The 19,287-nt window shown below is 61.9% G+C and carries 16 protein-coding genes, 2 tRNA genes and 9 pseudogenes; 20 read left to right on the forward strand and 7 right to left on the reverse strand.

All coding sequences use genetic code 11. The annotated features are described in order from the left end of the window. Positions 1-4: 4 nt before the first annotated feature. Positions 5-391 carry a thioredoxin gene (gene trxA, locus L0A91_RS01685; protein WP_235245561.1) on the reverse strand — a complete coding sequence of 129 codons (387 nt, stop codon included), beginning with the start codon at positions 389-391 and terminating at the stop codon, positions 5-7. A 71-nt stretch (positions 392-462) separates the two neighbouring features. Between trxA and L0A91_RS01690 the strand changes: the two are divergent. The 6 genes and pseudogenes from L0A91_RS01690 to L0A91_RS01715 all read left to right on the forward strand — a co-directional run bounded on the left by L0A91_RS01690 (position 463) and on the right by L0A91_RS01715 (position 5,834). Beyond that, a pseudogene (locus L0A91_RS01690) lies at positions 463-1,904 on the forward strand (NAD-dependent malic enzyme). Then, a complete protein-coding gene (locus tag L0A91_RS01695; protein WP_235245562.1) occupies positions 1,879-2,253 on the forward strand; it encodes a VanZ family protein in 375 nt (124 codons plus the stop codon). The pseudogene L0A91_RS01690 and the gene L0A91_RS01695 overlap by 26 nt, the downstream one beginning before the upstream one ends. Beyond that, positions 2,250-2,816 carry a YqgE/AlgH family protein gene (locus tag L0A91_RS01700; RefSeq protein ID WP_235245563.1) on the forward strand — a complete coding sequence of 189 codons (567 nt, stop codon included), beginning with the start codon at positions 2,250-2,252 and terminating at the stop codon, positions 2,814-2,816. Before L0A91_RS01695 ends, L0A91_RS01700 begins: the two co-directional genes overlap by 4 nt. Before the next feature lie 52 nt (positions 2,817-2,868). Next, positions 2,869-3,165, forward strand: coding sequence for a DUF3039 domain-containing protein (locus L0A91_RS01705; protein ID WP_235245564.1), 297 nt, complete (start codon positions 2,869-2,871; stop codon positions 3,163-3,165). A 64-nt stretch (positions 3,166-3,229) separates the two neighbouring features. Continuing rightward, a pseudogene (locus L0A91_RS01710) lies at positions 3,230-4,985 on the forward strand (DEAD/DEAH box helicase). 36 nt (positions 4,986-5,021) lie between these two features. Next, complete coding sequence (locus L0A91_RS01715; RefSeq protein ID WP_235245565.1) at positions 5,022-5,834, forward strand: RDD family protein; 813 nt, start codon at positions 5,022-5,024, stop codon at positions 5,832-5,834. Positions 5,835-5,841: 7 nt separating this feature from the next. On the opposite strand, the gene L0A91_RS01720 is transcribed toward L0A91_RS01715, so the two are convergent. Next, positions 5,842-6,360, reverse strand: coding sequence for an isochorismatase family protein (locus L0A91_RS01720; RefSeq protein ID WP_311197929.1), 519 nt, complete (start codon positions 6,358-6,360; stop codon positions 5,842-5,844). 78 nt (positions 6,361-6,438) lie between these two features. Beyond that, a pseudogene (locus tag L0A91_RS01725) lies at positions 6,439-7,734 on the reverse strand (nicotinate phosphoribosyltransferase). Between the two features lie 116 nt (positions 7,735-7,850). Between L0A91_RS01725 and clpS the strand changes: the two are divergent. The 6 genes and pseudogenes from clpS to L0A91_RS01755 form a co-directional block, all read left to right on the forward strand. Beyond that, positions 7,851-8,078 (forward strand): annotated as a pseudogene (clpS, locus tag L0A91_RS01730) (ATP-dependent Clp protease adapter ClpS); the annotation flags it as partial. Further along, a pseudogene (locus L0A91_RS01735) lies at positions 8,078-8,664 on the forward strand (DUF2017 domain-containing protein). The pseudogenes clpS and L0A91_RS01735, both read left to right, overlap by 1 nt. A gap of 40 nt (positions 8,665-8,704) precedes the next feature. After that, a pseudogene (gene gltX / locus L0A91_RS01740) lies at positions 8,705-10,256 on the forward strand (glutamate--tRNA ligase). A gap of 116 nt (positions 10,257-10,372) precedes the next feature. After that, a tRNA-Gln gene (locus L0A91_RS01745) sits at positions 10,373-10,444 on the forward strand. Positions 10,445-10,531: 87 nt separating this feature from the next. Continuing rightward, positions 10,532-10,604: transfer RNA gene (locus L0A91_RS01750), tRNA-Glu, on the forward strand. 289 nt (positions 10,605-10,893) lie between these two features. After that, on the forward strand, positions 10,894-11,334 hold the full coding sequence (locus L0A91_RS01755) for an HU family DNA-binding protein (RefSeq protein ID WP_235245566.1): 441 nt from the start codon (positions 10,894-10,896) through the stop codon (positions 11,332-11,334). 47 nt (positions 11,335-11,381) lie between these two features. On the opposite strand, the gene cofC is transcribed toward L0A91_RS01755, so the two are convergent. Beyond that, entirely contained in the window at positions 11,382-12,164 is a 783-nt protein-coding gene (cofC, locus tag L0A91_RS01760) for a 2-phospho-L-lactate guanylyltransferase (RefSeq protein ID WP_235245567.1), read from the reverse strand. 62 nt (positions 12,165-12,226) lie between these two features. On the opposite strand from cofC, the gene L0A91_RS01765 reads away from it, so the two are divergent. The 3 genes and pseudogenes from L0A91_RS01765 to L0A91_RS01775 all read left to right on the forward strand — a co-directional run. Beyond that, complete coding sequence (locus L0A91_RS01765) at positions 12,227-12,991, forward strand: 1-acyl-sn-glycerol-3-phosphate acyltransferase (RefSeq protein WP_235245568.1); 765 nt, start codon at positions 12,227-12,229, stop codon at positions 12,989-12,991. Continuing rightward, positions 12,984-13,986: pseudogene (locus L0A91_RS01770) on the forward strand (NAD(P)H-dependent glycerol-3-phosphate dehydrogenase). The gene L0A91_RS01765 and the pseudogene L0A91_RS01770 overlap by 8 nt, the downstream one beginning before the upstream one ends. Positions 13,987-14,033: 47 nt before the next feature. Further along, a pseudogene (locus L0A91_RS01775) lies at positions 14,034-15,151 on the forward strand (D-alanine--D-alanine ligase family protein); the annotation flags it as partial. A gap of 122 nt (positions 15,152-15,273) precedes the next feature. On the opposite strand, the gene L0A91_RS01780 reads toward L0A91_RS01775, so the two are convergent. Further along, entirely contained in the window at positions 15,274-15,618 is a 345-nt protein-coding gene (locus tag L0A91_RS01780) for a hypothetical protein (protein WP_235245569.1), read from the reverse strand. Beyond that, positions 15,588-15,829 (reverse strand): annotated as a pseudogene (locus tag L0A91_RS01785) (Lrp/AsnC ligand binding domain-containing protein). The gene L0A91_RS01780 and the pseudogene L0A91_RS01785 overlap by 31 nt, the downstream one beginning before the upstream one ends. Positions 15,830-16,159: 330 nt before the next feature. On the opposite strand from L0A91_RS01785, the gene L0A91_RS01790 reads away from it, so the two are divergent. Further along, positions 16,160-16,918, forward strand: a complete 759-nt coding sequence (locus L0A91_RS01790) for a thiamine-monophosphate kinase (RefSeq protein WP_235245570.1) — start codon at positions 16,160-16,162, stop codon at positions 16,916-16,918. A 105-nt stretch (positions 16,919-17,023) separates the two neighbouring features. Here the strand turns inward: L0A91_RS01790 and rpmB are convergent, their stop codons facing one another. After that, positions 17,024-17,215 carry a 50S ribosomal protein L28 gene (gene rpmB, locus L0A91_RS01795; RefSeq protein ID WP_220120909.1) on the reverse strand — a complete coding sequence of 64 codons (192 nt, stop codon included), beginning with the start codon at positions 17,213-17,215 and terminating at the stop codon, positions 17,024-17,026. Positions 17,216-17,341: 126 nt separating this feature from the next. On the opposite strand from rpmB, the gene L0A91_RS01800 reads away from it, so the two are divergent. The 4 genes from L0A91_RS01800 to L0A91_RS17115 all read left to right on the forward strand — a co-directional run bounded on the left by L0A91_RS01800 (position 17,342) and on the right by L0A91_RS17115 (position 19,276). Then, positions 17,342-17,755 (forward strand): secondary thiamine-phosphate synthase enzyme YjbQ, encoded by a 414-nt coding sequence (locus tag L0A91_RS01800; protein WP_235245571.1) that lies wholly within the window; start codon positions 17,342-17,344, stop codon positions 17,753-17,755. 12 nt (positions 17,756-17,767) lie between these two features. Beyond that, positions 17,768-18,040, forward strand: coding sequence for a DAK2 domain-containing protein (locus L0A91_RS01805; protein ID WP_235245572.1), 273 nt, complete (start codon positions 17,768-17,770; stop codon positions 18,038-18,040). Between the two features lie 247 nt (positions 18,041-18,287). Further along, positions 18,288-18,749 carry a hypothetical protein gene (locus L0A91_RS17110; protein ID WP_260115264.1) on the forward strand — a complete coding sequence of 154 codons (462 nt, stop codon included), beginning with the start codon at positions 18,288-18,290 and terminating at the stop codon, positions 18,747-18,749. Further along, the gene (locus tag L0A91_RS17115; protein WP_260115265.1) at positions 18,746-19,276 is read left to right on the forward strand and encodes a hypothetical protein; all 531 of its coding nucleotides are present in this window, start codon (positions 18,746-18,748) and stop codon (positions 19,274-19,276) included. The genes L0A91_RS17110 and L0A91_RS17115 overlap by 4 nt, the downstream gene beginning before the upstream one ends. Positions 19,277-19,287: the final 11 nt, after the last annotated feature.

The raw sequence follows: 19,287 nt of genomic DNA on the forward strand, positions 1-19,287 counted from the left end.
CGCCTCACGAATCAGCGCCCTGCGCTGCGGTTTCGCTCTGCTCTGCGATCTTGGCGCGGACGTCATCCATGTCCAGCTCCTTAACCTGCGAGATCAGCGAGTCAAGTGCGTTCGCGGGGAGTGCGCCTGGCTGTGCGAAGACGAGAATGCCCTCGCGGAAGGCCATAACGGTCGGGATCGAGGTGATGTTGGCGCTACCGGCCAATTCGCCCTGCGCTTCGGTGTCAACCTTGCCGAAGACAATGTCGGAGTGCTCGTTGGAGGCTTCCTCGAAGATGGGTCCGAACTGCTTGCACGGGCCACACCACTCTGCCCACCAGTCAACCAACACAATGTCGTTGTCGGTGAGGGTCTGCTCGAAGGTCTCTGTAGTCAGTTCAACAGTGCTCATATTGGGGCCAACAGGCGAACGCGCCCAGAGATTCCCGGCACCTGGGGGCGGCATAGGTCACAATGAAGCGCATGAGCCCTGTTCCTTCCGTGTCCAACTCCATCACTGTCCGCTTGCGCTTGCCTGCGCGGGTCACGGCAGTTAGCGAAATCTCCGGCGCCGTTGAGCGAGCGTCCGGCATGGTTACCGCAGAGACATCACTGAGTCAGGCACAGAGCGGCTCCAGGCCGACCTGACGATCGCGACCTATGGCAGCGATCACGCGGATGAGGTTGTCGAGGCAATGCGCACCGTCCACGGTGTCGAGATCGACAAGGTCAGCGACCGCACTTTCCTGGTGCACCTTGGCGGAAAGCTCAGCGTTGAGTCCAAGCTCCCGATCCGCAACCGCGATGACCTGTCGCTGGTTTACACCCCAGGTGTGGCAAAGATCTGCCAGGCGATTTATGACAACCCAGAGGACGCGCGCCGATTAACGATTAAGCGCAACACTGTCGCGGTGGTCACGGATGGCACAGCTGTCCTCGGTATGGGTGACATCGGGCCACTGGCAGCGATGCCGGTCATGGAGGGCAAGGCAGCGCTGTTCAAGCGGTTCGCCAACGTCGACGCCTTTCCGATTTGTCTAGATACCAAGGACGCCGATGAGATCGTTGCGATCGTTAAGGCAATCGCGCCCGGTTTTGCTGGCATCAACCTGGAGGACATCTCTGCTCCACGCTGCTTCTACATCGAGGAGCGACTCCGCGAAGAGCTAGATATTCCGGTCTTCCACGACGACCAGCACGGTACGGCCATCGTTGCGTTGGCCGCCCTACGAAACGCCCTGCGTGTGGTCCACAAAGAACTCAAAGATGTTCGCATTGTTATGTCCGGGGCTGGCGCGGCAGGTACGGCCATCATCAGGTTGCTGATCAAGGCTGGGGCGGCGAACCTTGTGGTCTCCGACGTTCATGGCGTCGTGCATCCCGAACGCGCGGACATCGCGGCCGATCCAGATTCGCAGTTGGCATGGGTCGCTGGTCACACCAACCAGGACGGGTTCCAGGGCTCGCTCATTGAAGCCGTCGTGGGCAGCGATGTCTTTATCGGCGTCTCGGCTGGCAACCTGCTGACTGGCGACCACATCGCCACAATGAATGACGACGCAATCGTTTTCGCTATGGCCAACCCGGTGCCCGAGGTGGACCCCGCGGCGGCTGGGCAGCACGCCACCGTCGTTGCAACCGGTCGAAGCGACTTCGCCAACCAGATCAACAACGTTTTGGTCTTCCCCGGCGTCTTCCGCGGTCTGCTGGATGCGGGCACCGACATGGTCAGTGACGACACGTTGCTGGCTGCGGCAATGGCGCTGGCTGATGTAGTCGGCCCTGACGAGCTCAACCCGACCTACATCATCCCCAGCGTCTTTAACCCCAAGGCGACCAAAGCCGTGGCCAAAGCAGTTGAAGAGGCTGCTCGCGCTCGGACAACTCAGGAAGCATCTGGTGACGCAGCGGCACCTGCTGGATAGCTCGCAGCGCGCGGCTGTTGGGTACGTCTGCTTTGGTGCATTGCTGCTTCTGCAGGTGCAGTTGCTCTACCTCGCCACCGGCACTGGCCCGCCGCCGTTTGCGCACGCTGACAAGGTTGTTCACTTCCTGATGTTTGCGTTGCCAGCGGCTGTCGCGGCCGTGGTCCGTTCGCGCGCCATGATCGTGGTTCTGATAGTGCATGCGGTGATCAGTGAACCGGCCCAGCGAGTTTTGACGAGCGGGCGCCAGATGGACGTTTGGGATGCCGTAGCCGATCTGCTGGGAGTCGCGCTTGGCGTCGCCGCGATAGCGCTGATTCGCGCGCGGGTAAAGGTGGGACAGCGATGACTGCGGATGACCCGCTGATCGGCAAGTTGCTGGTGGCCACCCCCATCACTGGAGGCGACTTTGAGCGTTGCGTCGTGGTGATCCTGGCGCACAGCGGCGATGGCAGCCAAGGGGTCGTGCTCAATGACCCTTCGGGTGCCGAGGTTGACGCTGTCTTGCCGCATTGGCACTCAGTCGTGGTCCAACCGCCACTGCTCTACCACGGCGGTCCGGTGGGCACCGACGCCGCAATGGGCCTTGCCTGGGTGCCTGAGGCGACCGATGACGACGACCTGATCGGCCTGCACCCCGCCTTGCCTCAAATATGCCTTGTTGACCTCGACGCGCCAGTGGAGATTGTTGCTGGCGGAGCCGAAGCAATACGCCTCTTTGTTGGATATGCGGGATGGTCCGATGGCCAACTAGAGGATGAGATCGCTGAAGGTGCCTGGTTCGTTGTTGACTTAGAGCCAGCCGATGTTTTTCGCAGTGACAGCACTGCACTGTGGCGCGACGTCTTAGCCCGCCAACGCAACTCCATGTCCCTTGTCACCACTTACACCGACACCCCAGAAGCCAACTGAGCGTTCTACAGTGAGAGGTATGAGCCTGATGAGTCAGAAATTCACCCCCGTGATGAGCCAGCCTTTGGACGCTCCGACTGAGCCGGGCGGACCCTCGACCCAGACTGGTCTGCTGGAACGCGAAGACACTCGCGTGGATCCCCAACTGAGTGAGCCGGGCGATCACGAGCGCTTCGCCCACTACGTCCGCAAAGAAAAGATCACCGAGAGCGCAGTCACCGGCGAGCCAGTGATTGCCTTGTGCGGCAAAACCTGGATCCCGGGTCGCGACCCCAACAAGTTCCCGGTATGCCCGACCTGCAAAGAGATCTACCAGGGTCTGAAGGCTCCGCAAGATGGTGGGGAGTGATCGGCGCGCCAAGCGCTGACCTCTTTGCCCGGGTCTTCAGGGACCGGGCTTATCCTCGGATGCGATGAGCACTACAGCCGCTTCGCACCTTTCCCCCGCATACCCTGACAAGGCGGCCTGGGGCACTGCACGCAAACTCCGCGCCTGGCAGGCGAAAGCTCTTGAGACCTATCTAGAGTCGTTGCCGCGTGACTTTCTCACGGTGGCCACACCAGGCGCAGGTAAAACTACCTTCGCGCTGCTCATCGCTACTGAGTTGTTAAACCGCGGTGTCATCAAGCGCATCACGGTCGTTGCGCCCACGGAGCACTTGCGCACCCAGTGGGCTGATGCAGCGGCCAAGGTAGGCATCCGCATTGACCCCAAGTTCACCAACGCGCAGGGCAAGCACGGGGCTGACTTCCAGGGCATCGCCGTCACCTACGCTGGGGTGGCCAGCAAGCCACTGCTGCACCGAGCGCGTGCCGAGAACGAACCAACTTTGGTGATCCTCGATGAGGTGCACCACGGCGGCGACGCGCTGTCCTGGGGTGAGGCGGTGCGCGAAGCCTTTGAGCCGGCTGTGCATCGACTCGCGCTCACTGGCACGCCCTTCCGCTCGGACACGGCCGCTATCCCGTTTGTTCGCTACGAAATGGATGAGCGCGGCATATTGCGCTCCAGCGCTGACTACACCTACGGCTATGCCGAGGCATTGCGTGATCATGTCGTGCGTCCGGTCTTGTTCATGGCCTACAGCGGGAGTATGCGGTGGCGCACTCGCGCTGGCGACGAGGTCGCCGCTCGCTTGGGTGAGCCATTGACCAAGGACGTCACCGCGCAAGCTTGGCGAACCGCCCTTGACCCTGCGGGGGAGTGGGTGCCCTCCGTCTTGCAGTCGGCTGACAAGCGGCTCAGCGAAGTCCGTCGCCACGTTCCTGATGCTGGCGGGCTGGTGATTGCGACGGATCAGCGCAATGCCCGGGCGTATGCCAAGCAACTTGAGGCCATCAGTGGCGAACCTGTGACCGTTGTGCTCTCCGACGACAAAGGCTCATCGAAGCGCATTGAAGATTTTGCCGACTCCACCTCTCGGTGGATGGTGGCGGTGCGAATGGTGTCTGAAGGCGTTGACGTCCCCCGTCTCTGTGTGGGTGTCTATGCCACCTCGACGTCGACCCCATTGTTCTTCGCCCAAGCGATTGGGCGCTTTGTCCGTGCTCGCCGACGCGGGGAGACTGCGTCAATCTTTTTGCCCAGCGTCCCGCTGATTTTGGAGCACGCTGGCAACCTTGAGATTGAGCGTGATCACGCGCTTGACCGAGCTGAGAATGCCAATGGCGATGAAGATGATTTGTGGTCACCGGAGGAAGGTCTGATCAAGGCCGCTCAGGAGGGCGAGGCCGCGATTGACTCATCGGGCACCTTTGAGGCGCTTGAGTCCGAGGCAGAGTTTGACCACGTGCTCTTTGATGCCCAGCAATTTGGCATGGGTGCGTTGTCGGGTAGCGATGATGAGCAGGACTACCTCGGCCTGCCTGGCCTGCTAGAGCCTGATCAAGTTGCTCACCTGCTGCGGGATCGCCAGAAAAAGCAGCAGCGCAACGGCGGCGGCAAAGAGGTGGCCGAGCGAGTCGCAGCACACCGCGCGCTCGCTGAACACCGTAAGGAACTCAACAAGTTGGTGTCTGGCTATGCCCGAAAGACCGACCAGCCGCACGCCATTGTGCACGCAGAATTGCGCCGCACGTGCGGCGGCCCCTGAATTGGCAACAGCATCGACTGAGCAAGTCCTGGAGCGGGTGGAAACTCTGCGCCGGTGGTTTGTCGGGCGAAAATAGCTACGACTTTGCCGGTTGACGTGGCAGAGTTAACGCATGAGCCAACAGCCTGCCGGATGGTACGACGATCCACGCGATAGCGATCAGCTGCGGTATTGGGACGGTGCCCAGTGGACTCCGCATACGCACACGAAGGCACCGCCGGAGCAAACTGCCCCAACTCAATGGCAGACTGCTGAGACCGATGTTTTCCCCGTCGGGGATCAGCAGGGTGAGGAGTGGCAATCGACGGGCAGCGAGCAGCCGTACGGTCAGCAGTCTTACCAGCAAGAGCAGCAGGCGCAGGGGGATTATGGCCAGTCGTACGGTCAGCAGTCTTACCAGCAGACGTACCCGGCAGCAGCACAAGGCGGCGGGTCACATGACCCCAATGCCCAGCAATGGAACTCCGCAGATATGGCACCGGTGGGTAGTCCCGCACCGTGGTGGCGCCGCCTGGTCGCTCGTATTCTCGACGGGCTTCTGATCGGCCTGGTGGTCGGTGTGCCAATGATGTTCGTCTTGTGGGGTCAAGGTATTGATGCCTTCTCGCTCTGGCTGGGCGTCGCGACGGGCCTCGTGGGCTTCATCTACGAGACAGTGTTGCTAAAGACCATGTCGGCAACACTGGGCAAACTTGCCATGGGCCTGAGGGTTCACAAGTTGGCTGACGAAGCACCGCTGTCGTGGGTCACCGCAGCCATTCGCTCGGCAACGTGGCACGGCGCGAGTCTGCTGAGCAATGTGCCGATCGTTGGCTACGCCTTCCTGCTCTTTCTCCTCCTCAATGGTCTGTGGCCACTGTGGGATGGCAAAAACCAGTCGCTCAATGACAAGGCGGCCGGGACGCAGGTCGTCTTCAGCAGCTGAACTTAGCTCAAACCTCGTTCACGACAGTGACGCCGGCGTCGTTAAACGCAGCGACCGCTGCCTGAGTCGAGTCCGGGGCTACCCCGGCCATCAGTGGTAGCAAAGCCCGAGTCGTAAAGCCCGCTGTGGCAGCATCCAGGGCGGTGGCTCGAACGCAGTAGTCAGTCGCGATGCCAACAACATCAACATCAGTGATGCCGCGATTGCGAAGCCAATCGGCTAGCCCGAAAGTGCCGTCAGGGGTTTCGGCGCTGGCTTCGAAGCCGCTGTAAGCCGCCGTGTGCTCACCTTTGCGAAAGACTGCGTCGACGCGCTGAAGGGCAGGCTCCAACTCGACGCGGAAGTCAGCACCCGCGGTGCCCACTTCGCAGTGCACCGGCCAGGACTGCGCAAAGTCAGGTGTTTTTGACCAGTGCTGCCCGGGGTCGATATGCCAATCTGCCGTCGCAGCAATCGAGGCGTACTCCTGGTGGTGGTCCCGCACATAGTGCGAGATAGCTTCGGCTACGGCAATGCCGCCGGTCACGGGCAGCGACCCTCCTTCGCAAAAGTCGTTCTGGACATCAACGATGACGAGGGCTCGGCCTCATGGCCCCAGCCTAGATCAGGACCAGTCGTCGAGATAGGTCGTCGGGATTGCTGGGTCGCCAGCAGACAGTCGCAGCGCGCGAGTCGGCAACTCGGCCCTGGATTTTTGGTGATGGGCGCGCGCGGTTTGGGCGTCGGTCGCGGCAACAACTTCGCCGTCCCGGACCAACTCGGTCAGCAATAGCCGGTCATCCCCATCGTCTTGGGGTTCGCGTTGAATGCCAATGAGTTCTTCCTGCGCCACACCGACGGCATTGCGGCGGCGTAGCGCGTATTTGCGCCCACCGACAGAGGCCTTGTTCTTGCTGGCCTTGGCAACCCCTCCATCTCGCCCGATTGGCTTTCGCGGCTCACCAGTTTGAACACCATGCCAGCGGCCGGTGATCCGGACCCGGTGACGACCCTGGTCCCCACGCCATAGGCGTCCACGGGCGCTGCCTGCAGCCCAGCAATCGCATACTCATCCAAGTCAGAGGTCACCACGATCCGGGTGTCTTTGGCGCCGAGAGAGTCGAGTTGAGCGCGCACCTCACGGGCCTGCGAGACCAGGTCGCCTGAGTCGAGGCGCACACCTCCCACTTCGCTGCCAGCGAGGTCAACGGCAATCTTCACTGCGTTGGTGACGTCATAGGTGTCCACCAGCAAGGCAGTGTTGGCACCCAGGGAAGCGATCTGTGACGCGAACGCTTCTTCTTCGGTGTCGTGCAGCAAGGTGAAGGAGTGAGCAGCGGTGCCAACGGTCGGCACGCCGTGGCTCCTGCCTGCCTCAAGGTTTGAGGTGGCCTCAAAGCCGGCGATGTAAGCGGCGCGGGCGGCGGCAACGGCCGATTGCTCGTTGGTCCGGCGCGAGCCCATTTCGAGACAGGGCGACCGTCGGCTGTGGCAGTCATGCGCGAGGCCGCGGTCGCGACAGCAGAGTCGTAGTTCAGGATCGACAGCACCAAGGTCTCAAGGATGACGCCTTCGGCAAACGTGGACTCGACGACCATCAACGGCGAGCCGGGGAAGTAGCACTCGCCCTCGGCATACCCACTGATGTTGCCGCTGAATCGATAGTTAGCCAGGTAGTCCAGCGTTTCCCCGTTGACGACCTTGGTGCGCGAAAGGAAGGACAACTCGTCATCGCCAAAGCGAAAGTCTTTGAGGGCCTCCAGCACGCGTCCGGTGCCGGCCAGCACGCCGTAGCGGCGACCGCCGGGCAATCCTCGGGCAAACTCTCAAAGACGCACTTGCGGTGCGCGTGGCCGCTGGCCAGAGAGGCCTGCAACATCGTAAGTTCGTAGTGGTCAGTGAGCAACGCGGTGCTGGTCATACCTGAGCACTTTAGAGTGGGTATGTGTTTGTTGCCGCATCTGCCGTTGACCGGCCAGCCGAATCGCCCGAAGAGCAAGGTGATGTGGGCCTGCTTGAACGCCCGCTTGCCGACACCCCTGGGTAACACTGGTCTGGAATGACCCCGTCAACCTCATGTCCTATGTGACGTGGGTGCTCCAGCACCATTTTGGCTACAGCGAGGCGAAAGCCACCAAGTTGATGATGGACGTCCACCAAGAGGGCCGGGCCGTGGTTGCCATTGGGGCCCGCGAAAAGATGGAAGCCGACACTGAAGCCATGCACGGGTATGGCTTATGGGCGACCTTTCAAAAGGACGACTGATGGCAACAGCATTCCGGCGCAAACGCGGTCGCATCGTCGGCACCCTGGATCAAGACGAACTCGGCATCGTCGTGCACCTGCTGAAACTGACGCGGGACTTTGTCGCGCCCGAGCGCGCCGAGACCGGCGACCCGTTCCTGGATCTCGTCGCAGGTATGGGCGAAACAGACCCTGACCCCAGTGAGCCTTCCGATCCGGCACTGTTGCGGTTGTTGCCGCCGGCGCATCGCACAGACTCAGAACAGGCCAGTGAGTTTCGGCGGTTGACAGAGCACTCGCTGCGCACCCGCAAGGCGGCAAACGCCAAGCGTGCGATTGAGGTGCTGGAGGGGGCGCCCAGCTCAAAGCTGGAGCTGGACGACGGGCAGGCCAAGCAATCATGGTCGCGCTCACTGATATTCGGCTGATTTTGGGGGAGCGGCTAGACCTGCGCACCGATGAAGATTCCGAGCGACTTCGGGCCCAGCTTGAGGCGTCGCTGTCGGGTGAAGCCGAAATGGATCCGGCCAAGGCCCAGCAGATGGCCTATTACGACTTCCTCTCCTGGCTGCAAGAGTCCCTCACGATGGCGCTCATGCAGAGATAGGTGACGAACGCAGGAATCGACCCAGTAGTGTGAAGGCATCATGACGACGCACTCTGCTCCTGTTTCCACGACCGAAAACGCCGCCGTCACTGGCAGCGATATCCGAGTCCGGTTCTGCCCGTCGCCGACGGGGACACCGCACGTCGGCATGGCGCGCACGGCCCTCTTCAACTGGGCTTATGCACGCCACCACGGCGGCACGTTTGTCTTCCGCATTGAGGACACAGACGCCGCTCGGGACTCAGAAGACTCCTACGCGCAGATTATTGAGGCGCTGCAATGGTTGGAGTTGGAGTATGACGAGGGTCCCGACATCGGGGGCCCGCATGAGCCATATCGTCAGAGCCAACGGCACGAAGAGCACCGACGAGTGGCTGCGAAGTTGCTCGAATCTGGCTACGCCTATGAGTCGTTCTCCACGCCCGAGGAGGTTGAGGAGCGGCACCGCGCGGCTGGTAAGGACCTGAAACTGGGCTACGACAACTTTGATCGCGAGCTGACGCAGTCGCAGCGCGATGAGTTCCGCAGCGAAGGCCGGGAGCCGGTTTTGCGGCTGCGGATGCCCGATGAGGACATCACCTTCCAGGACTTGGTCCGCGGTGAAGTCACTTTCAAGGCTGGCTCGGTGCCTGACTTCGTCATTGTTCGAGGCAACGGAGCGCCCCTCTACACGTTGGTCAACCCAGCCGATGATGCTGCGATGGGCATCACGCACGTGATCCGCGGCGAGGACTTGCTCTCTTCAACGCCTCGCCAGATCGCGCTCTACCGGGCATTGATCGCGATCGGCGAAGCCGAGCGAGTGCCGGTGTTCGGTCACCTCCCGCTCGTTTTGGGCGAAGGGTCAAAGAAACTTTCCAAACGTGATCCGCAATCCAATTTGTTCTTGCATCGTGATCGCGGATTTGTTGCCGACGGAATGATTAACTATTTGGCGCTTTTGGGTTGGTCGATTGGCGGCGACCGAGATGTTTTTACCCCCGCCGAACTTATTGCGGCTTTCGATGTCGAGTCTGTCAACCCAAACCCAGCCCGCTGGGATCAAAAAGGCAGAGGCGACCAACGCCGAGCATCTTCGATTGATGGACACCGGGGACTTCGCTTCCCAGTTGCTTCCAGTGCTGCAGGACGCGGAGGCGATCCCGGTGCCGACCACGATGGCCCAGCTGGCTCGGTTGGCTCAGGTGGCTCCACTGGTGCAGACGCGTGTCCAAGTGCTGGCCGAGGCTGTCGACCTGGTCTCGCCGTTCTTCGTGGCCGATGAAGAACTGCCGATTGCCGATGACGCCCGCAAGCAGTTGAAGGAGTCGGCTGGTCAGGTGCTTGACGCTGGTATTCAGGCGTTGGAGCAGATTTCTGGGACGGTGGGCGATCCACTGGGCGGTGGCGTTGAGTGGACGGCGGAGCGTATTGAAGCCGGCCTGCGTGAAGCAATCGTTGATGGCCTCGAAATGAAGCCTCGGTTGGCTTTTGGGCCACTGCGCACTGCTGTTTCCGGACAACGCATCTCGCCGCCGCTCTTTGAGTCCATGGAGATCCTGGGCAAGGACTCAACGATGGCCCGGTTGCGTAGGTTGCGCGCCGAAGTCTAAGGCCAGGTCGCTGTAGGTCGGACGCCTCATCAGAGGCCGATTTGGGGTGAGGGTCGAGGCCAGGTATCGTTGCTTCTCGGTTCGGAGGGATCTGAAAAGGTCCGTGTGAAACCCCTTGGGGTATGGTGTAATTGGCAACACGGCTGATTCTGGTTCAGTTGTTCTAGGTTCGAGTCCTGGTACCCCAGCACGAATTTCGCCGTTTCGGCGAGGTTCAGGCAGAGCATCTACGTGAGGTAGTGTTTTGCCTCGGCTGCTCAGCAGTCAGCGCACTTGGCCCCGTTGTGTAGCGGCCTAGCACGTCGCCCTCTCAAGGCGGTAGCGCGGGTTCGAATCCCGTCGGGGCTACAAGTTGGCGGCCTTCACTCATGTGAGTGAAGGCCGCTTTTGCGTTTTAGGGGGCTTCAGGGCGCAGCGGGTTGTGCGCAGTTTCTCTATGGATAGTCAATAGGTGGGCAAAAGATCGTGCGATATATTGTCCGCCAATTTCGCGTCTGTCCGAAGATGAAATGACGTTCATGTGGATGAGGCCTCGTTCCGGTGGGAACATCGCTCAGATCGGGTTAATGTTGGTGTGGCTCATAGGATGCCAGTCAAGAAGTGGCTGGCTTGGGCTTGAATAATCGGAGGCTATTCCGTGAACAAAGCAGATCTCATTGAACACGTTGCTGACCAACTCGGTGGCAAGGTTGAAGCAACTGCCGCGTTAGAGTTGATTCTCGACACGATCATTCGCGAAGTGTCCAACGGCGGGACCGTTGGCATCACCGGTTTCGGTACCTTCGAGAAGGTCGATAGGGCACCGCGCACGGGCCGCAACCCCCGCACCGGGGCTGCCGTGCCGATCGCGGGGACATGCACACCCCGCTTCCGCCCAGGCACGTATTTCAAGACGGTTGTGTGCGAGCCGCAGTCCCTGCCGGATGACCGATTGGCGGGCGCACGCGTCAGCACCCACGTCACCGCTGGCGCCGATGGTCTAGCCATCGAAGCCAAGGGTGGCAGCGTGGCGCGCCAGGTGGGCAACTTCCACCAGCGCAAAATCGGGGTTAAGACAGTCAAGCGGATATTCCGCTGACCCACACCTTACCACAGTGGCCTGCGGGTCTTCGGTGTCGGCGACGTTCACAGTGATCTGAACGCGCTGTCCGACACGGAGATGCCGCAGGCCACTTGCGGTAACGCATCCCGCGTCCATGCGAGAACCTTCCCGGTGTCCAAGATGACCGAGCCCATGCCTGACTGAGGTTCGTAGGTGTGCACGCTTGCCTGCATACGCCACACCCTAGGACAGGCAGGTCTACAGTGCGGCCGGCCAAGCGGCAGCAGTTCTTGGCCCCACTCAAGCGCTCGGGCTTGGACCAAGTCTTCGGCGCGATCGACATCACGCTGAAGGTGGGGCAACTCAAGTTGCAGTGGGGTAGCCCAGGTCGCATGCTTCGCCGCTGAACCTGGCCCGAAGCTGGGGCTGATCATCGGGTCCTGGCTCGTGAGGAGCACCGTCCCGGTGCCCTCGGCGTCAGCCAAGAGAGACGCCGAATGGTGACGCGCAGCGGCCAGGGCTTTCGTTAAGTCTTCCGGCCGAAGCGCCGGCACATCTGCCAAGAGAACGGCTACTGGGCCTGCTGGCACGTTTGCCAACCCGGCGATGATGGCTTCGTTCAGGCCGGCCTGCGGGTCCGCGACCGTGCGGATGCGATGTTCGTCAGCGAACTTGGTGAGATAGCTGTCGTTGGAGACGAGAAATATGCGGGGAGCCGGGACAAGTTCGAGTGCCACGCTCAGCACGTCCATCGCCATTGCTCGGACAAAAGCGGGCTTGTCGAGCGAGAGTGGCGTGATAAGTCGAGACTTCGCGGCGTCGGCCTCTTTGACCGGGATCACGAGCGACCAGGGAATCGGCATCATCACGGCATCATTCTGGCCTATGGCCCGAGAAAGTCTGATGTTTCGCCGCCTGTGATGACAAGATGGCAGGCGTGAAGAAGCAGCCCGCCCGGACAGCAGCCCCGAAGCCTTACAAGTTTGTCGTCGCGGGAGTGCGCCCTCTCCTGCAGGGGATCACCCGGCGCGATTGGCATGGAGGCGAAAACTTGCCTGCTTCAGGCGGCTTCATCGTGGCAGCCAACCATGTGTCCGAGATTGACCCCTTCACGGTGGCTCACTTCCTGGTGGACCATGGCTGTCCGCCGATGTTCTTGGCAAAATCGTCGCTCTTTGAGATCCCCGTGGCAGGTAAGGCGCTGAGTCACCTAGGGCAGGTGCCGGTCTATCGAGGCACTCGCAAGGCTGCGAACTCGCTCGCGGCTGCGGAAGAAGCGATCCGAACCGGTCATTGCGTGGTGATCATGCCTGAAGGCACGCTCACTCGTGATCCCGACCTGTGGCCGATGAAGGCGCACACGGGAGTGGGGCGCCTCGCCCTGCGGACCGGAGCTCCCGTCATACCCATTGGGCAGTGGGGTGCCCACGAATTGCTCGCTCCCTATGCCCGCCGGCCCACCAACCTCCTTAAGCGTCCAGTGATCCATGTTTCGGCCGGTCCGGCCGTTGATCTCAGTGACCTGGCCGGTCAAGCCCATCGCAGCAGCGCCATTTCTACGGCAACTGGGCGAATTATGGCTGGCGTCACCGCGCAAGTAGCCCGGTTTAGGTCCGAAGAGCCGCCGAGTGCGCCGTTTGATCGGTTCGCGCAGGACTCCACCAACAATGACGCGACGGAATCTAATGACTAAGCGAGTTGCGGTCATGGGTGCTGGCTCATGGGGCACTGCCTATGCGGCGATCGTGGCGGATGTAGGCCATGAGGTCACCATCTATGCCCGACGACCAGAAGTGGCCGACAGGATCAACAAGCAGCATCGAAATCCGGACTACCTGCCTGACTTGGTGCTGCCCCCACTATTCGGGCCACCAGCGACCCGCGCGAGGCGGCCAGTGAAGCCGATGCAGTGATCTTGGCTGTGCCCTCCCAGTCCCTGCGTGGCAACCTCGAAGCGTGGGGTGATTGCCTGCCATCAGGTGCCCTGGTTGTCTCGCTGATGAAGGGCATTGAACTGGGCACCGGAATGCGGATGAGTGAGGTCATCCAAGAGTCGGGTGCCGTGGATCAAAGCCGCATCGTGGTTGTCTCGGGCCCGAACCTGTTCAAGGAGATTGCGGCCAAACAACCGGCTGCGTCGGTCGTTGCTGCGTCAGACATTGAAGCCGCGGAAGCCATCGCCGCGATTAGTGCAGCACCCTACTTTCGCCCGTACACCCAAACCGATGTGATCGGCACCGAAATCGGGGAGCGGTGAAGAACGTGATCGCTCTTGCAGTCGGCATGGCCGAGGGCCTTGGCTACGGGGACAACACGAAGTCCAGCATCATCACTCGAGGGTTGGCTGAGACAGCGCGTCTCGGAGCGGCACTGGGAGCAGACCCAGCGACCTTGATGGGCCTCGCGGGCGTCGGCGACCTGATTGCGACGTGCATGTCGCCGCTATCGCGCAACCACACCGTTGGTGTGGGACTCGGGCAAGGCCTCAGTCTCGCCGAGTTAAGCGCTCGCAAGCACCAGACGGCCGAAGGGGTTAAGTCGTGTCGCTCCGTGCTGGACTTGGCAACGAGGCATGGTGTCGAAGTGCCGATTTGCGCTGGAGTGACCGCGGTCGTCGAAGAAGGCATGGCCCCCTCAGCGCTGGCTGATGGGCTGATGGCCCGCGCGCGCAAACACGAGCAAGCCTGACCCTGGGTGCTGCGTCTGCCCCTGATCTCCCGATAGGCTCAATCTTGATGACTAGTCACTCGGATCAAAACACCTCGACCGGCTCACGGGTGCGGGTTGCCCTCATTTTTGGTGGGCGCTCAACGGAGCATTCGGTCTCTTGTGCGACAGCGGCCAGCGTGCTGACGGCCATCGACCGCACCCGGTATGACGTGGTGCCTATTGGCATCACGCCGCAGGGCCAATGGGTGCTCGTTGATGACGACCCCAGTGCGCTAGAGATTCGTGAACGGCAGTTGCCGCAGGTCGCTGATACTGGCGCTCACGTGTTTGTGCCAATGGGTGGTGCCGATCGGCACTGGCGCATTCGCCGCGATGGCCAGTGGGAAGGCCTGGGCGAAATTGATGTCGTCTTCCCGCTCCTGCATGGACCCTTCGGCGAAGACGGCACAGTCCAGGGGCTTCTTGAAGTCGCCGACGTGAAGTATGTCGGCTGTGGCGTGTTGGCCTCGGCGGCCATGATGGACAAGCACGTGATGAAGGTGTTGTTTGCCTCTGCTGGCCTGCCGATGGGGCCATTCGAAGTCATCACAGCGGCTCAGTGGCAGCGGGACGCTCCGGCGGCAATGGAGCGAGTGAACGAGTTGGGGTTCCCCGTGTTCGTGAAGCCGGCCCGGGCTGGCTCGTCGGTCGGAATTTCGCGGGTGGCCGACGCAAGCGAGCTGCAGGCGGCGATCGAGGCTGCACACCAGCACGACCAAAGGTTGTCGTCGAAGCCGGCATCGACGGGCGTGAGGTCGAGTGCGGCGTGCTGCAGGCGCACGGCAATGCTGCGCCTCGGGTGAGCCAAATCGGTGAGATCAACGTGGTCTCGGGCCATGAGTTCTATGACTTTGAGGCAAAGTATCTCGACTCGGCCAACGTGGAGCTAGCGTGCCCCACCGAATTGCCTGAAAAGGCTCGCGAGGAAATGCAGCGAATTGCGTCGATTGCCTTTGACGTGGCTGGCTGTGAGGGCTTGGCCCGAGTGGACTGCTTTTACACCGAGGACGGCGAGGTGCTGATCAACGAGATCAACACCATGCCCGGCTTTACCCCTTGGTCAATGTATCCAGCAGTGTGGGCGGCGAGTGGCCTGCCCTATCCAGACCTGATCGATGAGTTGATCACCCTGGCTCTTGAGCGCCCCTGGGCTTGCGCTAAGCCGCTAACTGCAGCGGCGATCGCCCTGGTCGACCATCATCGCCACGTCCGTAAAGGCGGGCATAAGTAGTGCCTGTGGCTCGTAGTCATCTGGCACCAGCACCTCTAGGGCAGGGCTACGGCCGTAGGTCGTGAACTGCACGCCGTCCTCAAGTTCCGTCGCGACCCAGTCAACGCCGTCGATATCGAGGCACTGATCGGTGGTCGGGCCGGGAATGGGCCTCCGCATCGGGCAATGATGGCTGGCTCGCCCCAGGCCGCCACTGAGGTGGACTCCACCGCAGTGACCACGGGTTCTTGACCGGCGACTCTGGCTGGCCAGGCATCGGCGACAAAGTCACAACTGCCATCGTCAGCACCCTCATAGGGAGCAACCTTGATGGCGCTAGTGCAGCCGGTGAGCACCAGAGCGAGGCAGGTTAGCGCCCCGAGTCGTGAACGACGGTGCACGTGGTGGTCCTTGTCATGTGGGGCACATCCTGGATCTTGGCGATCACCAGTCGGCCTAGGTCGTCCACCGTGGGGGCCTGCACGTGAGCAATAACATCGTAGGGCCCGTGACATCCTGGGCGCTCAGCACGCCATCAACGCCGGAGATCGCCCTCGCCACCGAAGATGACTTGCCGACTTCGGTCTGAATCAAAATGTAGGCCTCGACCATGACAGGCTCCTGGTTCGTTTCGGTCCATCGTCGCCCATAGTGGACGATGGCAATCACGCTATCGCGGATGAGGAGTAGGAATGCCAGAGCAGGACGATGCTCAAGCGCGGGGACAAGTGGTCACCTTGGGCGAGTTGGGGGAGTCGGGGATCCTCCGCGAGGTTTTGCGCGGCTAGGGCCGGGCCGCGAGGCAACATCTGCCGAAGTTGGGCCAGGAGACGACGCCGCGGTCCACGACATCTCGGGGCCGGTGATCGCCACGACCGACGCAATGGTTCGGGGTCGTGATTGGCTGGATCAGTGGTCGACTGGCCACGACGTAGGGGTCAAGTGGTCACCCAGAACCTTGCCGACATATCGGCGATGGGTGGAGTGCCCACCGGGATTCTGGTGACTCTGATCGCCCCGGCTGACCTCAGCGTCTCGTGGGCGATGGACTTCACCGAGGGGCTTTCGCAGGCGTGCCAGGCGGCCGGAGTGGCTGTCTTAGGCGGAGACCTGTCATCGTCGCTTGGCGAAGTTGTGGTGAGCGTGACCGCTTTGGGTGTGTTGACCGAGCACGGGACTGTTCTGCGCTCTGGGGCGCAAGCCGGAGATGTCCTAGCAGTCTCGGGGCCGCTAGGCCGTTCGGCTGCCGGCTGGGACCTCCTGCAGCGTTCTGACACCGGGTGGTGGCCACCAGAGTCCGAAGGGGCTACTGCAGCCGACTGGGTGGGCTTCCACTGCGCGCCCAGTGTCGATTTCACTCAGGGAAGTCTGGCAGCCAAACATGGGGCAACGTCCATGCTTGATGTCTCGGATGGGTTGGGGCGAGACGCGCGGCGAATTGCCGAAGCAAGCCAGGTGGACATTGACCTCGAGGAGTCTGCAATCCAAGCGATGGCTTCGCGCTTCGCTGGCGTGTTAGGCAGCCAGGCGGCATTGAGCCATGTGCTCGGTGGTGGCGAAGAGCATGAACTCCTGGCCACTTTTGCCAATGCAGCCACCGTGCCATCGGGCTGGACGGTGATCGGTGCAGTTCGCTCGGTCCAGGAAGTCAGCGATGGCGACCAGCGCATACCCGCGGTGTATTGGGCGGGAAGCCGCTAGAAAATCTGGGCTGGGACCATTTTGAAGGCTCAACTGTGTAGTGGGCAGGGCCGGAGGCACAAAAAGACCGACGTCAGATGACGTCGGCCTTTTCGTTGCAAGTTGTCAGCGAGTAACTTTGCCTGCCTTGAGGCAGGAAGTGCACGCGTTGATGCGCTTCGGGGTCGATCCGCTTCCGACCATTGCGCGAACGCGCTGGATGTTCGGGTTCCAACGACGCTTAGTGCGGCGGTGAGAGTGCGAGATGCTGTGACCGAAGCTCGGTCCCTTGCCGCAGACGTCGCAAGTGGCAGCCACGGTGTCTCCTGAAGTAGTTGTTGTTTTCGGGCAACCCCAGGCCGCGAACGGCATCCGGGGAACCGGTCGATCGTAGCCGAGAAGGTGGTGACCCCCCAAATTGACCATCCCTGACACCATATGAGCATGCAGACCACGACTCTACGAGTGCACACCGGGTCAACCGAGGTTGTGCAAGACCTCACCCGTGAGTGTGCCCAGTTCGCCGGCGATGCCCGCGGCGATGGCCTCCTCCAAATCTTCGTCCCACATGCGACAGCTGGCGTTGCCATTCTCGAGGTGGGAGCCCGCAGCGATGACGATCTGCTCGCCGCGCTGGAGGAGTTGCTGCCTCGCGACGACCGATGGCTACACCGTCACGGGTCGGACGGGCACGGCCGCTCGCACGTCATGCCAGCGATCATTGCGCCATCGATGACCGTCCCGGTGGTTGACGGGCAGTTGCTGTTGGGCACGTGGCAAAGCATTTGCTTGGTAGATCTCAACGTGGATAACCCCGTTCGGGAAGTCCACCTGTCGATGATGCTCAGCGCCGGATAATCTCCTAGCACCATGTCAGAAACTCAACTCGACCTCGCGGCCGCCCACCGGTGGGCCCTGAGCGCGCATGCCCTGCTCGATGAGGCTTGCGCCAGGATCAATGAGTTGAACGTGTTCCCGGTGCCCGATGCCGACACCGGCACCAATCTCTTCCTCACCTTCGATGGCGCCCTTCAGTATGTCCGTAGTCACGACTCGCTGATGAGCGAGCCGTTGACGCTGGCCCAGGGCTTGGAGTTGCTTGCCCGAGGCATGCTGCTCTCTGCCCGCGGTAACTCGGGGTGATCCTGAGCCAACTAGCGGCGGGTATGTCCGAGGAGGTGGTGCTTAGTCAAGAGGCCTCTGGCAGCATCGTGACCGAATTGGATGCCCCAATGCTGGCCGCCTCGTTTGAGCGCGCTGCCGACTTGGCCTGGGCCGGAGTGGCCCGCCCCGTTGAAGGCACGATCTTAAGTGTGGCGAGGGCGGCCGCACAGGGATCCCGGCGGCTGCCGATGAAGGTCAGGACCTGCACCAGATCGCCGAAGCCGCATTGCGGGCCGGCTCGGATGCTCTGTCGCATACTCCCGAGCAGTTGCCTAACCTGGCCAGGGCTGGCGTCGTGGATGCCGGCGGTGCCGGGTTGTTGCTGGTCATCGAGGCTCTTGAGGGCGTCTTGGCCGGCAGATCTGCTCAAGATGCGCGGCGGGTGCCGACGTGGTGGACCGAAGAAATTGCCCATCGACCGCCAGAGGCGAACGTCGCCATCACTGTCGATGGTGACTCGCACTGCGATCACAGTGATGGGGCGTTCGAGGTGATGTATCTACTCGAAGGCTCCGACCCAGAAAGCGCCCATCGGCTGCGGCAGCACCTGGTGCGAGTTGGTGCCTCGGTGCTCGTGGTCGGTGGACCCACCCAATGGCGCGTGCACGTTCACCTGGACGACCCTCGGCAAGCGTTAGAAGCGGGGGCCCTGGCTGGCAGGGTCACCAACGTGACAACCAGTGCTTGACTCCGTCGGGTGGTGCCGAGACCTACGAAGCCATCGAGACCGCCGCCCAGCCCAGCGTCGGAGTCGTAGCCTGCGCGGCTGGTGCAGGCCTTGAGTCGGCGTTTTCGCGTGCAGGGGCTGAAACCGTCAAGTCACACGTGGGCGCGCGGGCCTCGACTGGGCAACTGCTCAGCGCGATCCGGGCCGTGCGGGCCACCGATGTGTTGGTGCTGCCGAATGACCCGGACACCATCCTGGTGGCGCAGGCCGCAGCGCGGGCGGCCCGCAACGAAGGGCTGTCGGTGCGTGTTTTGCCGACCCGGGCCGCAGTGCAGGGCTTGGCCGCGCTCGCGGTGTGGGATCCGCAAGCACCCGTTGAATCAGCCTTGGAGGGAATGGCTGAAGCTGCTGGTGAGGTCACCTACGGCTCGGTCGTTCAGGCCGGCGAAAATGGGGAAACTCCGGCTGGTCGGGTGCAACGCGGACAATGGCTCGCCTTCGTCAGCGGGGAGGTCGTCGCTGTCAGCAAGGGTCAGGGCAGGCGCTGAAGAAGGTCCTG

The organism is Ornithinimicrobium sp. INDO-MA30-4 (genome assembly GCF_021535045.1).
Taxonomy (GTDB): domain Bacteria; phylum Actinomycetota; class Actinomycetes; order Actinomycetales; family Dermatophilaceae; genus Ornithinicoccus.

What these genes read in the sequence shown, in the direction of transcription:
- trxA (WP_235245561.1), bottom strand. Translation starts at nt 391, where the DNA reads ATGAGCACTGTTGAACTGACTACAGAGACCTTCGAGCAGACCCTCACC.
- L0A91_RS01700 (WP_235245563.1), top strand. Translation starts at nt 2,250, where the DNA reads ATGACTGCGGATGACCCGCTGATCGGCAAGTTGCTGGTGGCCACCCCC.
- L0A91_RS01705 (WP_235245564.1), top strand. Translation starts at nt 2,869, where the DNA reads ATGAGCCAGCCTTTGGACGCTCCGACTGAGCCGGGCGGACCCTCGACC.
- L0A91_RS01715 (WP_235245565.1), top strand. Translation starts at nt 5,022, where the DNA reads ATGAGCCAACAGCCTGCCGGATGGTACGACGATCCACGCGATAGCGAT.
- cofC (WP_235245567.1), bottom strand. Translation starts at nt 12,164, where the DNA reads ATGATGCCGATTCCCTGGTCGCTCGTGATCCCGGTCAAAGAGGCCGAC.
- L0A91_RS01765 (WP_235245568.1), top strand. Translation starts at nt 12,227, where the DNA reads ATGGCAGGCGTGAAGAAGCAGCCCGCCCGGACAGCAGCCCCGAAGCCT.
- L0A91_RS01800 (WP_235245571.1), top strand. Translation starts at nt 17,342, where the DNA reads ATGCAGACCACGACTCTACGAGTGCACACCGGGTCAACCGAGGTTGTG.
- L0A91_RS01805 (WP_235245572.1), top strand. Translation starts at nt 17,768, where the DNA reads ATGTCAGAAACTCAACTCGACCTCGCGGCCGCCCACCGGTGGGCCCTG.